This window comes from Haladaptatus salinisoli, assembly GCF_020614375.1.
Lineage (GTDB): Archaea > Halobacteriota > Halobacteria > Halobacteriales > Haladaptataceae > Haladaptatus > Haladaptatus salinisoli.
The window spans coordinates 198,617-212,646 of the sequence record NZ_CP085331.1 but is presented as its reverse complement, the minus strand read 5'-3'; the positions used below and the strand labels follow the sequence as shown (position 1 = coordinate 212,646).

The following is a 14,030-nucleotide window of genomic DNA, read 5'->3' as shown; positions in this document are numbered from 1 at the left end:
ATGACCCCCTCCCCCCACTTTTCACGAGAGTTGGTTCGCAAGCGTGTGTTCAGAAAGAATGTCTGACGATCTTCTAAACAACCTCTACTACGAAATAAAGTTGTTAGCTGTGTTACGGTTATGGTTGTAGATGTAGCAACTTATAGATAGTGGTTCTAGAGAGAAGGTTCTACCCCCACCCCCTATTCGTGTAAAAACTCTCGTGAAGAATGGGGGGAGGGGGTGGTTTAAAGAGTTCCCACTCATGAAACTCGTGAACCGTGGTTTTATATCATATGTTATCTAGACCTATTGCAAGATGGGTCTGGAGAAGTTTTCGCCGGATAAAACGATCTTCCAAGACGAGAACGTACTCCGTGATTCGTATACTCCAGACCAACTCATCTGCCGTGACGATGAGTTAGCACAGTATCAATCCGCTCTCCGTCCTGTGATTAACGGTGCCCAGCCCAAGAACATCTTCCTCTATGGCGATGCCGGTCTTGGGAAAACACTCGCAACCGAACTTGTCCTTGATCGCCTCCGGACGGATCAGGAAGACTACGACCATCTCGATCTCCATACTGTTTCACTCGTCTGCAAAACGCTCTCCTCTAGCTATCAGGTCGCAGCCAATCTCGTGAATGAATTCCGTCCCCCAGAAGAGCAAATCAAAGCGACGGGATACCCTGCGGGAATGGTCTATAATATGCTCTGGGAGCACCTCAACGACCTTGATGCAACGCACTGTTTAATTGTCTTAGATGAAGTCGACTCGATCGGCAAAGACGACGACATCCTCTACGAACTCCCGCGCTGCAACGATAATGGAAACGTCGATGATACGCTTGTTGGCGTGATCGGGATTAGTAACAATTTCACATTCCGTGATAACCTGAGCGCACGCGTGAAAGACTCATTATGCGATGATGAAATTCACTTTCCACCCTATGATGCGAACCAACTCCGTCAAATCCTCGAACAACGGGCTGAGAAGGCATTCCACGAAAACGTCCTCGAAGGTGATGTCATCCCCCTCTGTGCTGCCTTTGCCGGCCAAAAATACGGGAGTGCTCGGCAAGCGCTCAAACGTCTCTACAAATCGGGTGATCTCGCGCGAGATGAGAACGATTCCATGGTTCGCGAAGCTCATGTTCGGGCTGCCGATCGGATCGTCGAGAAGGACAAAATCATGGCCGAGCTGTCGCAGATTCCGACACAGGAAAAACTCACGCTCTATGGGTTGTTGAAACTCGATGAACAGGATAGAACACCCGCAAAGCGGTCTCATGTGTATGAGCAGTACACGATTGCTGCAAAAAGAATCGACGCCCAGGTCGTCTCTGATCGAACAGTCCACGACAGCCTCAGCAAACTCACGCTTAAGGGATTCCTTGATGTCAATGAGAAGAATGAGGGCCCTCATGGAGGGAGTTATTACGAATATTCGTTCAGTATTCGGCCCGATTTAGCACGTGAAGTCTTATCCGAGGATAGTCGATTGGCGTCACTTGGAGAGTGAGCTGCGTGGGTATTATTCTCTGTGTTAATTCTCTCGTCTTTAGTCACGAGGTCGTTGCACAGTAATCACTGTTAGTCACTTTGGAATTTATGTCCGTTCTATTGGTTGGACATTCATCTTTTCGACTATACAAATAGGCGAATATTCGCCTATTCGAATAGTCAAATTTTATGGGCGAGAAGATAACTTATCAACAGACATCCTCATTTACACCTGTTAAGAATTAGCATACTCTCGTGAAATATGGGGTGTCAGACGTACCGCTGTCTGCCATATCCGATTACAACGCGTCAGTTTCTCCCTAGGTTAGTATCCCATACTAACGTCAGTGTCAGCTTGAGTTACATTGAAGTATTTGATTCATCGTCAGCAGGTTGCTTCTTAGTAGTTGAGTAGTTAGGTCACGCGAAGCTGTGTCAGTTGGGCCATTACTGAGTCTGTCCATCTATCCAGCTCGTGCTGTAGCCACTCCGTGGTTTCTGCGAGTGGTTGAGCGACATGAAGAAATTTGACGCCACCGTTGGAGACAGTGCGTGGATACCGAGTGACCAACTCCTGTTCGTAAAGTGGTTGCAGTTGTTTCCCAATGGTACTCTGATCGCGGTCGAGAATGTCGGCAATTTCAGCGATCGTGCTGTGAGGATGGTCGAGAACGGTGAGATATACACGGAATGCTGCTATATGGATATCACAGACCGTGGCCATCGTCTCCGTGAGTTCCAACTCGGATTTTTCATCCAGTAGCTGCTCGAACCTTACTACGCGTTCGTCTGGGAGTCCCTCCTCCTCTGTCAACTCATTGTCTACAATCTCCATATGTGAGAGGACTAGTGACGGCTAATAGGTCTTTCTCACACACCCACCAAATCTACTGACATAGAAGCGACGAGTATGCTTACCGCGGCCGAAGTTGCATTGGGAGCCCATTTTTCGTCTTCATCGTCATCTCGGGCTCAATTGAAACCGCCTCCTCACCCATCCATTCAAGCGTCCAGTGTTGACCAATCGTCGCTAGCACAAGTGTTGCTTCTAGTGAGGCAAATTCTCGCCCGATACATGTCCGCCGTCCCCCACCAAATGGAATATATGCGTAGTCAGGCAGTGATTCCTCAAACTCTGCTGTCCACCGATCCGGATGGAATGACGAAGGATCGTCGTAGAATCGTTCATCACGGTGTATCGCTAGGAGTGGAAGATGAACTTGCGTATCCGCTGGAATCTGATACCCATCGACTTTGACATCCCGCGTTGTTTGGCGGGGAATTGTGTGTACTGGCGGATACATACGAAGTGTCTCGGTCACAATCCGCTGTGTCAGTTCTAAGTCACTAATGTCCGCGTGTGTCGGTGGCTCACCGCCTAATACCGTATCAAGTTCCTCATGAAACGCCTGTTGAATCTCGGGATTTTGGGCTAATGCGTACCAGGCGAACCCAAGAGCGGCTGCAGTCGTCTCATATCCTGCAAAGAGCATCGTGAGCAGTTGTCCCTCGACCTCTTCGGTACTCAAATGGTCTTGACCGCTCGCTTCGCGGGCCTCCGCAAGTTTTGATAAGAGTGTTTCTTGGTGGAGGCTGTCTGGCTGTGACCCTTCTCCGTGTTCGGTAAGCAGTCGGCGAATTTCCGATCGAAGATGTTCCTTTGACTCAGAAAAGTGGCGGCGTGATGGCGTTGGGATCCAATTCGGCAACAGCCAGGACGTTGGTGCGAACCAGCTATTGAGACCATCTGATGCGGCTCGGAGTTCGTTACCCTCTCCTGGTGCTAGCTCGCGGCCGAAGAGTGTCGTAAAGAGAATTTCGAGGGTGAGATTTTGCATCTCTGATTCGATATCCCGAGTTTCGCCTGCCGACCACGTCTTGAGACGACGCTGTGTTGCCTCAACCATGTAGTCCCCGTAGCCGGCAACTTGCTTGCGGTGAAACAGTGGTTGGAGGATATTCCGCTGTCGGCGCCATTGGTCGCCCTCGGTAGCGAGCACCCCTTGGCCGAATGCCTTCTGGAAATCCTCTGTTTTGCCGAATGCCTCGACGTCGTCCACCAGCGCTTGCCTGAAATAATCGGGATGAGCTAGAACATAGATCTCTTCGGTTGGGAGCACCAATCGATAGATATCTCCGCATTCGTCGATTGCATCATACGTAAACTCAAACGGATCTTGCGCAAATGCGAGAGTGTGACCGAGCACCGGGAGGCCCGATGGGGCCGGTGGTTGCCGCGGTTCTGAACCCATAGTCGCACAACACTCTAGGAGTTAGATAAACCCATTGTACTCCAGGCCAGGCTATGGGTGTGGATGGTACTATTGAAGTGGTCTAATAGGGACAATCCTAATCTCTTATTTCTTGATCCTTATAAATACAGATTCTCAACTAGATTACGGACGATATTCCAAAGCAAATAATATATTAGACTGAACAGCCGAATAAGCACTATCGATACCAAACCGTGATTGCTACCCCTCACGATGTACAGCACCCGCTGATAGATGAAGCACTCACTATTCGCAACGTTATCAACGAGATTGTGGATTCAGCGCGTCTTGCAATGCTTCGTGCCCTTAGGGATCTTGCAACCCCGACTACTCAAACTGACATCGCGAATCATATCGACCTCTCTCGCCAAGCGGTTTCTCCGTATCTTGCCGGGCTACAGGATCATGGGTTTGTCCGCTGTTCTGATTCAGGAGCCGAACTAACCGCTGGAGGAAAACTCCTTCTAGAAGAGATGGAGAAATGTCTATACTCGATCACGGACGAACAGCTTTCCTCTGTAACGCGATCTGCCCACCCACTCATACTCTTACAAGAACTTACAAAGAGCCCCTATCGATTAAGGGATCTTCAGACGACAGCGAGCAACTTGCCGTCGAAAGCTACGATTCGACGTACTCTCACCGAATTTGTGCAGTATGAATGGCTTGAGGAGGATGCCGGACAATACCGAATCACAGCCGTTGGATCAGATGCATTGCAGGCATACAGCGAACTATCTACTGTTGTTGAGCAGCTCATCAAGAAGATACCGTGGCTGCAGCGTCTTCCGCTGGATGCCGCGACGGTTCCAGTAGAAGCACTCGCTGAAGCCGATCTGTCCGTCTCGAACCCTCGTAGTCCCGCATCGGCTCTCTTGACTTGTCTTGATCTCTATGATCCCCATATCCATAAGTTCCGATGTATGTGTTCAGTGTATAATCCCGTACTTTTTCACGCCTACCATGGGTTGCTAAAACTTGGTATTGAATCGGAAGCTATCCTCGATTGGCCAACGTACGAAAAAGCCGCAGACAATTCAAGAACTCACTATGCAGTGGAATCCGAACGGTATGACCACTACCAGCCTCTGGTTTTGGAAGAATCCCAGACAATGGGAATCGGAATATATGACAATCGGAAAGTTGCTATTGCAGCGTACAATGAAGCGGGGGATGGTAACCATATTGCCATGATCCAGAGTTCAGACGATCGGCTTGTCGGCTGGGGCATTGAGTTATATGAGTCATTCCGAGCAAAAGCACGACCGACATCTAAAATCCATTCTGAATGAGTGCATATCTGTGAATCGCCAGTAAGGTGTACTATTTGGTCCAAAATATACCGCTCAGAAATGTTGGAATAAGTTCCAATATTTCATAGGTGTTTACGCCGTAAAGGACGGTGCAAATAATACACCCCGATGAGAAGCGATAGCCACGCCGGAGGTCAATTCCCGATCCAGCAGCCAAGCGATATCGTCGCATGACAATCGCATGGCTCTCAGGTTGGTGTCGGCGGTGCGCAAAGCAGCGAACGTCCGTGGGTCCAATCACTCGTTCGCAAGCGCACCGGCCACCTCTGGCACAGAACACACCCAAGCATCACGCTTAGCTATGTCCCAGAGCACTCGAAACTACGAAGCCCCATCTTGTAAAGTTTCCCCGCTGCCGGATGAGCAGTGCCGACTAGATCAGTGGGCGAATTCCTCGGACGAACAGCAGAGTTCGTCGTCTCCGAATTCCTCCACACCTTCGAGAAACACTCCACAGCGACGGACCTCACTGACGACACCCGACGACCTCGAACACCATCCGTACCGTGATCCAGAGCAGCTTCGGACTGTCTACGACCGAGTGGGAACAATCGTCGGTACTGCCGCGCACTTCGACGTGTCAGAGACGACAGCCCGCAACTGGTTGATTCACCACGAGATCTATGACCCCAGGGTACAGGGCGTGTCATCTGTTGCTGCCCAGCTGGAAGAGCTGTCACCCGAGGATCTTGGACTTCCACCACTGGGTGAGCGTCGATGAGGACGACAGATTTCGGAGGTGAGAACTGATGTCGATCGGACTGTCGTCCGACGAAGCTGACGAGAACGCGGTATCGGACGAAGATTTTGCCGCCGCGATGGGGATAGACATGGCAGAGCCGGGCACCTCGAACGCAGTCACGACCGAGCAGGAGGTCCCAAGCCGAGAAACGATGTGGGCGGTGATCCAGCAGCAGACCGAGCAGATCGAATCGCTCCAGCAACGCGTGGAGACACTGGAGCAAGATCGTGAAACCACCGAGAAGAAACTGGCCGACGCACGAAATCGTGCCGACCGCGCCGAGGCCGTGGCCGACGCCGCGATTGCTCACGTTCGAGGAATCTACAAGGAACTCAATTCACTACGGAAGGGTCAGCAGGGTATCAACAAGACACTCTGGGAAGACCGTGATACCCACGATGGAACGGGGAAAATCAAGTCGTTCAACTCTCGAATCGCCGATTTGGAACACGACCGAGTGGACGTGAGCGACCTGATCAACGCCGACGTTACCCACGACCTCGAAATTCAACGGAAGACGGCCGCACGACTGGCTGCCGAGCGGAAGGACGCTGACTCTCCCCTGTCGGGGAACAAACACCGCATGACGTTCCTGTGGCGCGAGTTCATCGAATCGGCACAGAAAACGAAAGGCGGGAAGCTAGAACTTGATTCGTCATCATGCCGTCGTCGGTTGGAAACCCGCGCAGGGATTCTAGACCCGAACACGAATACGGTGCAGCGATCGATGAAACTGCTGGCGCGTCACACGCGGCGAGACGGTGGCGTCAGTGGGTCGGGCGAGTGGGACGATGAGAACAACCTTGTTCGCTTCGAACCCGGTAAGCGGGGCGGACAGGTTGCCCGCTTGGTCGCTGATGCGGACGAATTCCGTGAGTTCGCTGCCGAACAATCGCGGGCTGCGCTCGAACAGGGGGGTGACGAAGCGCGATAATTACACTGTCGTAATTATCCCCAGAATGCGGGGCGTAATCGTGCCCCGAAGCGGTTCCGGGGGACTTCTCCACAGATGACAAGGGGGGCGCAAGTTGCGCCCCCCTTCGATGCGGAACGAACGGTTGGCTACTGTGGGGTGTAATTACTCCCGCTTTTCCTACCGCGCCTGCGAGGTGGAAAAATGAGGAGGAACAGTTCTGGCGTGATTACGCTTCACTTCCGGGCGTTAATTACGACAGTGTAATCTTGGCCGAGATGGAGATCCGTTTTGGGTGGAACCGTAGAGAGCTACCGACCAAGGAGTCGTGCTAGCAGAGCGGTGCTATGGGGCGCGGTTCGGGAAAACGGTGAGAGCAGCGACAGACGTCGCTACTACGGACGGACTGTGTCCGTCCGTTGCTTCGCATTCGCTGCTACGGAGTTCGTTAGTGGAACAGGCGTAAAAACATTTTATTTCAGTTGAGAGCTTTAAATAGCCCAACTATCAGACGTTCTAATAACTATCCTCCAGAAAGTCATTAAACTCGCCATTCTAGCGGAGTTTCTGGAGACCCGTCTCCACCTCCGAAGCGATTTTCCACCGAGAGGATTTCCCGTGAGTCTAGTACCACTTCAAGACACTGTCCGAGTGAAAAGGTATGCGTGTGAGGAAAGTACTAGAAAGGGCCTCCTCAGCGGTGAGGATCATCAGTCAAAATGGAGTCCGCCACACCGATCTCACTGAATTGCTCCTCAATGACTAGGAGGACGAGAGAAGGGATGTTTTTGTATCCTGGCTACATAGTAGTCCATGGACATGGAGGTGTCCATGGACATGGAGGTGTCCATGAACATGTCGAACACGAACGGCGATACAAAAGTCGTCCAAACCGAACTCAATCCCGCCGAATACGCCCGCTTTCGCCGTCTCGCACAGGAGGAAGGAAAATCGCTGAAAGAGGCACTGCGCGAAGCCGCTACCGAATACATCGACGCCCATGACGCGCCAGACCCGAGCGATCCGCTCTTTGCGGTCGCCGATGAGATGGCCGCACTCAATGAAGGCCGACGTGGTGAGCCGCTCGCCCCGGATGAGCTTGACGACGCACTCTACGAGCGTCCACATGGGGATGACGATGAGTGACGAAGACGACTCGCCACTCGTTCCACCAGCGTTCAGACCACCAGGGCAGGGCGCGACACCACTCTTTCTTGATACAAGCGGCTTGTACCCGTACTTTGATACCCACTCGCCAGTCGCGGAGGCAGCGACCCAGTTTATGCAAGCACTGCCGGACTTACCCTATCGGCCGTTACTCACGAACCAGTACGTCGTTGACGAACTGATCACCCTGCTCGACTCTCACGTCAACCATGCAACAGCCACACGAGCATTCGAGACGCTCCGTGACTCGGAGGCGATCCACAGCTTGGACGTGTCAGACGATCTCTTTTGGGCGGCTGGAGAGCAATTTTGCGCGTACGACGACCACACACTGTCGTTTACTGACCATCTGATAAGCATCCATGCCCGCCGTGAAAACGCCGAGCATATTTTGACGTACGACCCAGACGACTTCGCTACCCTCGGACTGACACCCATTCCACGAGCGTAGACACGGCACGAGAGGCGCCGTCAGCCGATTACTCAATAGTCGGTTAGCCGAAGCTTGCCCTCGACTTCGTAAAGATGGCCGCACATGGAGAGTCGTTCGATGATATCCTCGGCAGCAGGCTGATTTGGATCTTGTTCCTGTACGTTGGCAGGAAGGCCACCGGTCAAAATGGAGTCTGTTACACCGATCTCGCTGAATCGCTTCCCGTGGTAACTGGAAGGGTGGCGAGAGGAGGGATATTATTCATCCGAAATCCGGAGTATTGTACTGTTGATTGTCCACTGCTAACGCCATCAATTCAAGGAGTTCCAGACGTTTTCTCACGCCTCTTCAGGCATCATTCATACGTTGTCTTGTTTCCGTACCACATTCTACACATTCTGCAGTACGATATGGTTCTCGTGAAAACCCTTCTCCATCATCTTCGCCTTCTTCGATTATTTCTATGGAAATCTTGTGCATGGTTTCCCCTTCACAGGTTGCACATTCTTCGACATGGGTTTCGTCATCCATACGAGATCTTCGGCAGCCAACGGTAATTAGCTGCTCGAAAACCCCCAGGCGGAAAGGACAGAATCAACCACTTTGCCATCCGCGGTGACGATATCCTATAAAAACCGAAAAGGGCTTGTCAGTAACTGCAGCGGAGCTTCTTAGTCAATCATCAATTAGGCTTGGGCGAATCTGCGACTCATTTGGCGGTGTTTCACCATCCGATTGGGATACCGTTTCAGGGAGAAGTATCCACACCAAAATTGCTATTGAGGACGTCGAAGGCAAACCGTTCACACTGAGCGCATTTCTGTGCCGTCCCGTCAGTGTCACGGTCTGCGGTGAGTTCGTACTCATGATCTTTTCTGAGTTAATTCTAACCGAGGCCAGTAGATTCTCTTCAAGCACCAAACGTAAAAATCCGGAGACAGCGTACCGCTATAGATCGCGGGGTTGGACGGTTTTACGATCGTTTTCTTCAGCTCGCCGGGCAGCGTTTTCGAGAACCGTTGCGACTTCCTTGTCAAGTGCGTCATAGAAGTCACCGGCAACATTCTGTCCTTCAAGCTGTTCCTTCACTGCGGCTTTGACGATTAAATCAGCCATACAGCCATACAGCCATCCAGACGGTATAATACTACAAAAAGACAGGGGTAAAATAGATGGGAAAACCACTACTTTGTCAACAAGTTCTGTATAGCTTCACTCCTATATCGAGGGTGGAATGGAGAGAAATGACGTATGAGTACACGCCACTTCCTCATAAGCGCGATGAGGGTAATCATTATACAGTAGAGCAGCAACTAGCAGAGGCATGAAAATCGGTCCATTTCACATCCATCGTAAGAAATCGAAAGCCGAGAAACTCGTGAGGGCGGCCAAAGATCCGAAAAAATACGCCAAACGAAAGACGACAGGGAAAGTAAAGCGGAAGGTTCGGAAGAAAACAGGCGCCTCGAAAGCGTCTGGGACTGCACAGAAAGTTAAGAACCCAAAACAGTATGCAAAGCGCAAAGCGAAATCGAAGATCAGATCAGCGTTGAAAAAGCTCCTGAAATAAATTTGTGGCAAACGTTGTAGAGGAGTACGAACTCGTCGCCGAGACCGGGATGACCCTCCAGATCGATGCACCCGAACTCCTTACTGTCGGCCACACAGCGGTGTATTCAGACGAACCCCTCGAGGAGGTCAAGGAGGCCACGCGCCTCCATGTCGAGGCGCTCAACGAGGCGCTTTCGAACGTCCCGGAAGAACAGGTCCGGCTCCACACTTGCTGGGGGAGCTACGAGGGCCCCACCACCTCGACACGGAGCTGGTCGAAATGCTACCGGAAATCTCTGAGGCCGAAATCGCGACCGAGCGCATTTACGAATACATACTCGTGGTACTAATTTCGGTAGGCGTGCTGAATACAGGGCGCAGATCCCTCAACAGACACCGAAATGTTCGGGGTTCTCGCTCTACGATACGTTAGCCGTCATTTTCTGCTTCCACGGCCTGTGCTTCAATCCGAACGTTCTCTATGCTATCTGGGGGGACAGTAACCACATAAAAGACGGTGAAACTTATGGAACCTCAATCGAATCGGTACTACATGGTGAAGACAGAGGCGGTCGGAAACGGGGGAAGGGATGGATTAAACACCCTGTTTGCGAGCCTCGCAAACAGTAACCGTCGCCACCTCCTCGGAATACTTTACGACCAGGCACCCGAGTCCCTGACCCGGCGCGACCTGGCGTCACAGCTCGTTCACCTCGGGACGCCTCGGGATCAAGAATCGAATGAAACGGTTCAGCAGGCGCTCGTCACCTTGCACCATACGCATTTACCAGAACTCGAAGTCGCTGGGTTACTCGACCACGATCCGAATCGAGGGACAGTGACGATCACTGACCACACCGCATTTCAAGATACGGGCATCGTCGATGTTATCAGTGCTGAGGCGAATGCGGATTCCGAATCACTCGATGCACTGTTTGCTGCACTCGCCGATGCCCGCCGTCGAACGATCCTCGACAGTCTTAGCCACCAGTTCCACCCGATTCATATAGAGACGCTGGCCCGCGAGATCTACGCCAAAGAACACGGCATCTGTGAAGCGGACGTACCCACGGAGGAGGTCGAGCAAGTTCTCGTTGGTCTCCATCACGTCCATCTCCCCAAGCTATCCGAGGCGGGATTGATCGGGTACGATGCTGACGAACAGAAGGTTGCCTACGAGGGACACTCCAAATTGCGTGTGCCGTGGATGCACTCCGTTCTGGAGCCGAACTTCAGAGCAAGCTTGACGGGTGAGTCGGAAACGCAAGAGATGGGGGAGATCGAGGGGCGGGAGGAAGTTATCTCATATGGCCAGTCTCTCGGTGAACGGGCCGAGGAAGAATTGTTCTGCATGTTCACGCATAAGGATATGCTTGAAGCAGGGTGTTTCGCCCGCATCATGGATGCTGCCCGTCAGGGCGTTGATGTCTACATCGGAACCTATGATCCGACCGTTCGAGAATACGTCCGCGAGAATGCCCCCGAAATTGTCCTGTGGGAACCCAAAACAGACTGGCTGAACTTGCCCGTCGAAGAAAGCAGAGTCGGACGCCTCCTATTAGCCGATCGGGAAGCCGTCATGCTCGGGACGCTCAAGGAGAAAACTGACGATGGTTTTCCGGAGGAAAAAGCCATCATCGGCGAGGGCACCGATAATACGTTGGTCGTCATGATTCGTCAGATGCTGAGCCCCTACCTCGAACAGATTGACGAACAAACTGAAGACATCGAGTCCCACCTGCCATTCTAACGCAAAACCATGCCACAGCCATCAGATTCAACACAAAGTGAGCCAGGGTATATGTACGAACGACATCCCAATGAACCACCAAGTAAGGCCGTGATTGTCGCAGTCGCTAAAGCGACCGATCAATCGCCGTTAGAGATAGAACCGCTTGCCGAGGTGATTGATCCTGATGCATTGGATGCGTTACTCGGCACGGATAAAAAAGCGCCGTCTATGGCTTTTACCTTCGAGTATTGTGGAAGGCAAGTAACCGTGACGCCGAGTGAAATCCAAATAGACCCGTGAGCGTAAGATTTCTGTGGCTGACAAATATCCTGCTTGTACCGGATTGCTGAATACAGAGGTGTATTCAGCACGCGACTCACATCAACTGCTGAGGATTTCAATAGAGCCATGAGTGTAATAGAGCAGTATTTCGCACCCCAGAAGGGGTGGAGGCTCGATTTAGATGAGCAAGTGACCAGCGATATCGGTGCAGCGGCAGACAGCCTTTAGCGACGATGGCCACCTCGAAATCACGGAGACGAGCATTGAAACCTCACTCGAGGACTTCGGTGTGGAGGTAGATTATCGCGAACGTGATTCGCGACTGGATCGGCCAGCAGCCAGTCAGTTTGGCGTCGGTGATCGTCCCCAAGTAGCGCAATCATCCAAGGGAGACCAGTCGACACTGTTCGCATAAACCGCTGATGATCAGCAAACATTAGTGTGGGACACAGCAAACACGCACTGTCTGTTCGAAGAGTAACCAACAACCATTGGCAGAGTTGACGTTGGTTAAGACGCACTAGTGCGGTTTATATCGCCCTGGAAGGGCTGCGGAGCGACAGCGTCCCGCAGGTGACCTCCTGTGTCGATTCACGAATTGTCAGAGACGACCAAATCAGAGGACTATAGAAACCCACGTTGACCCTGCGACCGTTCACCCATCGCAGCGACATTCATATGACTGTTGACTGAAATTCTTCACGTGATCGTGAATCGTCACCGCGAGAGTAAACATCATCTCGGCTTGCTCTGTGGTCGCAACCGTATCACGATAATACGCCGCTGACCGATTATCGATATAGAGTGTTTTGAGACGGCGAGCCGTATGCTCGGAGAAGACCCCTAGCGCCACAGCTCGGTCGTAGGCTCGTGTATGGTTCTGAAAATTATCGATCGAATCGTTCGATGCAGACAGTGCATAGAACTCAAGAGACCGTTCGATCGCAGCGAACGACATCTCGATTACACTCGTATGGTAGCCGTCATGCTCACGGAGCGTCCGGCACGCGTTGAGGAGTCGGCATGCCTTCCGAAGCTGGATTACTGGTGGTTGGTTTGTCTCGGGGTCAAGGCTTTCTTCAAACTCAGGTGCACCAGTCGTGTACCCGCCAAATGCATCCTCGACTCGATCGAGCGCATCGAGAACCGTCGATGGGTCATCAGGCATTGCTCAGTACCTCCTCTTTGAGCTGTCGGAGCGCCTCGCTCTCCTGAAGCGTGATGGCATCGGTGAAGATATCCCTAAGACGGTCGGCATAGCTGTATGCGGATTCTATCGACTCGACCATTACTTGGAACGCATAGCGCTCCCCGTTGAACTGTTTCTGTCCAAGTTCCTTCGCGATCTCATTGGCTCGGTGCTGCTCGCTTCGTGAGTCTTCCACCAACACCCACAGATCGATGTCACTCTGCCTGTCTGCCTGTCCTCGGGCGACGCTCCCGAAAACGAGGACACCTCGCACATCATCTAACTCAGTGGAGAGTCGGTCAAGCGCAATTCGGACGGGATCGTGGAACTCCGGTTGCGGAATCCAGAGGACAGGATCATTTGGTTTGTTTACTCGGGCTCGATTGATCCCAACGGGGCGACGATTGCCTTCTGGCTGAGTAGTGACAAGACCATTGTCCTCCAGAACGTCGACGGCGCTCTTGATAGAGTATGTCGAGTGGTCGGTGAGGCGACTCAATTCTCGAATTGTGAATGTCTCGTATGGGTTGTCGAGAAGGAGTCGAAGGATATCATTCGTAGCCTTATGTCGGAATAGGTTTGGATTCGGTGCCGGGATTGGAAGTCGGATCGCTGCTGACTCAGTTGTTCTTGTAGCCCCGTCATCCGAGTCATTCTGTTTTGTCATACCTAACGCGTTTGCTCTAACAACACAGTACTTAAAGTATCTTGCGATGGTCTGCCGGGCGATTCGACGTGAGATGTATTTTCTTCCAGTCAGCACCAACACAGCTATCTCACTAACTATGCGTTTACCGGACCGATACCTAGAGAAGCCGTTATCAAGTGCCGACCACGGCGGGGTTCCTCACTACCGCAAAGAAAAATAGAGAGCTACACTGGTGACCGCTCTTCTGAACCGAATTCTCAACATATCCAGTTTCTAAGTTGCTGTCAATAGAGTCTCCCGGGAT

General features: G+C 52.0%; 14 protein-coding genes and 2 pseudogenes. 10 read left to right on the top strand and 6 right to left on the bottom strand.

The genetic code is table 11. The annotated features are described in order from the left end of the window. Positions 1–298 precede the first annotated feature (298 nt). Positions 299–1,501, top strand: coding sequence for a Cdc6/Cdc18 family protein (locus LIX00_RS24215; protein ID WP_227357272.1), 1,203 nt, complete (start codon positions 299–301; stop codon positions 1,499–1,501). Between the two features lie 396 nt (positions 1,502–1,897). Here LIX00_RS24215 and LIX00_RS24210 read toward each other — a convergent pair whose 3' ends face one another. After that, positions 1,898–2,317 carry a helix-turn-helix domain-containing protein gene (locus LIX00_RS24210; RefSeq protein ID WP_227357271.1) on the bottom strand — a complete coding sequence of 140 codons (420 nt, stop codon included), beginning with the start codon at positions 2,315–2,317 and terminating at the stop codon, positions 1,898–1,900. 79 nt (positions 2,318–2,396) lie between these two features. Beyond that, positions 2,397–3,734 (bottom strand): cytochrome P450, encoded by a 1,338-nt coding sequence (locus LIX00_RS24205; RefSeq protein WP_227357270.1) that lies wholly within the window; start codon positions 3,732–3,734, stop codon positions 2,397–2,399. A 215-nt stretch (positions 3,735–3,949) separates the two neighbouring features. Between LIX00_RS24205 and LIX00_RS24200 the strand changes: the two genes are divergently transcribed. From LIX00_RS24200 to LIX00_RS24185, 4 genes are all read left to right on the top strand, one after another. Next, positions 3,950–5,047 carry a transcriptional regulator FilR1 domain-containing protein gene (locus tag LIX00_RS24200; protein ID WP_227357269.1) on the top strand — a complete coding sequence of 366 codons (1,098 nt, stop codon included), beginning with the start codon at positions 3,950–3,952 and terminating at the stop codon, positions 5,045–5,047. 770 nt (positions 5,048–5,817) lie between these two features. Then, positions 5,818–6,744 (top strand): hypothetical protein, encoded by a 927-nt coding sequence (locus LIX00_RS24195; RefSeq protein WP_227357268.1) that lies wholly within the window; start codon positions 5,818–5,820, stop codon positions 6,742–6,744. A gap of 810 nt (positions 6,745–7,554) precedes the next feature. After that, positions 7,555–7,869 (top strand): ribbon-helix-helix protein, CopG family, encoded by a 315-nt coding sequence (locus LIX00_RS24190; protein ID WP_227357267.1) that lies wholly within the window; start codon positions 7,555–7,557, stop codon positions 7,867–7,869. Further along, positions 7,862–8,341, top strand: coding sequence for a type II toxin-antitoxin system VapC family toxin (locus LIX00_RS24185; protein WP_227357266.1), 480 nt, complete (start codon positions 7,862–7,864; stop codon positions 8,339–8,341). Before LIX00_RS24190 ends, LIX00_RS24185 begins: the two co-directional genes overlap by 8 nt. Before the next feature lie 330 nt (positions 8,342–8,671). Here the strand turns inward: LIX00_RS24185 and LIX00_RS24180 are convergent, their stop codons facing one another. Continuing rightward, the gene (locus tag LIX00_RS24180; protein WP_227357265.1) at positions 8,672–8,854 is read right to left on the bottom strand and encodes a DUF7835 family putative zinc beta-ribbon protein; all 183 of its coding nucleotides are present in this window, start codon (positions 8,852–8,854) and stop codon (positions 8,672–8,674) included. A gap of 417 nt (positions 8,855–9,271) precedes the next feature. Beyond that, the gene (locus LIX00_RS24175) at positions 9,272–9,439 is read right to left on the bottom strand and encodes a DUF1931 domain-containing protein (RefSeq protein ID WP_227357264.1); all 168 of its coding nucleotides are present in this window, start codon (positions 9,437–9,439) and stop codon (positions 9,272–9,274) included. Between the two features lie 208 nt (positions 9,440–9,647). On the opposite strand from LIX00_RS24175, the gene LIX00_RS24170 reads away from it, so the two are divergent. The 5 genes and pseudogenes from LIX00_RS24170 to LIX00_RS26430 all read left to right on the top strand — a co-directional run bounded on the left by LIX00_RS24170 (position 9,648) and on the right by LIX00_RS26430 (position 12,369). Beyond that, positions 9,648–9,893, top strand: a complete 246-nt coding sequence (locus LIX00_RS24170; protein WP_227357263.1) for a hypothetical protein — start codon at positions 9,648–9,650, stop codon at positions 9,891–9,893. Positions 9,894–9,906: 13 nt separating this feature from the next. Then, positions 9,907–10,184 (top strand): annotated as a pseudogene (locus tag LIX00_RS24165) (methionine synthase); the annotation flags it as partial. Positions 10,185–10,427: 243 nt separating this feature from the next. Beyond that, positions 10,428–11,624 carry a DUF7344 domain-containing protein gene (locus tag LIX00_RS24160; protein ID WP_227357262.1) on the top strand — a complete coding sequence of 399 codons (1,197 nt, stop codon included), beginning with the start codon at positions 10,428–10,430 and terminating at the stop codon, positions 11,622–11,624. Between the two features lie 9 nt (positions 11,625–11,633). After that, entirely contained in the window at positions 11,634–11,906 is a 273-nt protein-coding gene (locus tag LIX00_RS24155; protein WP_227357261.1) for a HalOD1 output domain-containing protein, read from the top strand. A gap of 181 nt (positions 11,907–12,087) precedes the next feature. Further along, positions 12,088–12,369, top strand: a pseudogene (locus LIX00_RS26430) (hypothetical protein). 174 nt (positions 12,370–12,543) lie between these two features. Here LIX00_RS26430 and LIX00_RS24150 read toward each other — a convergent pair. Both LIX00_RS24150 and LIX00_RS24145 read right to left on the bottom strand, forming a co-directional pair. Further along, the gene (locus tag LIX00_RS24150) at positions 12,544–13,056 is read right to left on the bottom strand and encodes a DUF8154 family protein (RefSeq protein ID WP_227357260.1); all 513 of its coding nucleotides are present in this window, start codon (positions 13,054–13,056) and stop codon (positions 12,544–12,546) included. Further along, positions 13,049–13,744, bottom strand: coding sequence for a nucleotidyltransferase domain-containing protein (locus LIX00_RS24145; protein WP_227357259.1), 696 nt, complete (start codon positions 13,742–13,744; stop codon positions 13,049–13,051). The genes LIX00_RS24150 and LIX00_RS24145 overlap by 8 nt, the downstream gene beginning before the upstream one ends. Positions 13,745–14,030: the final 286 nt, after the last annotated feature.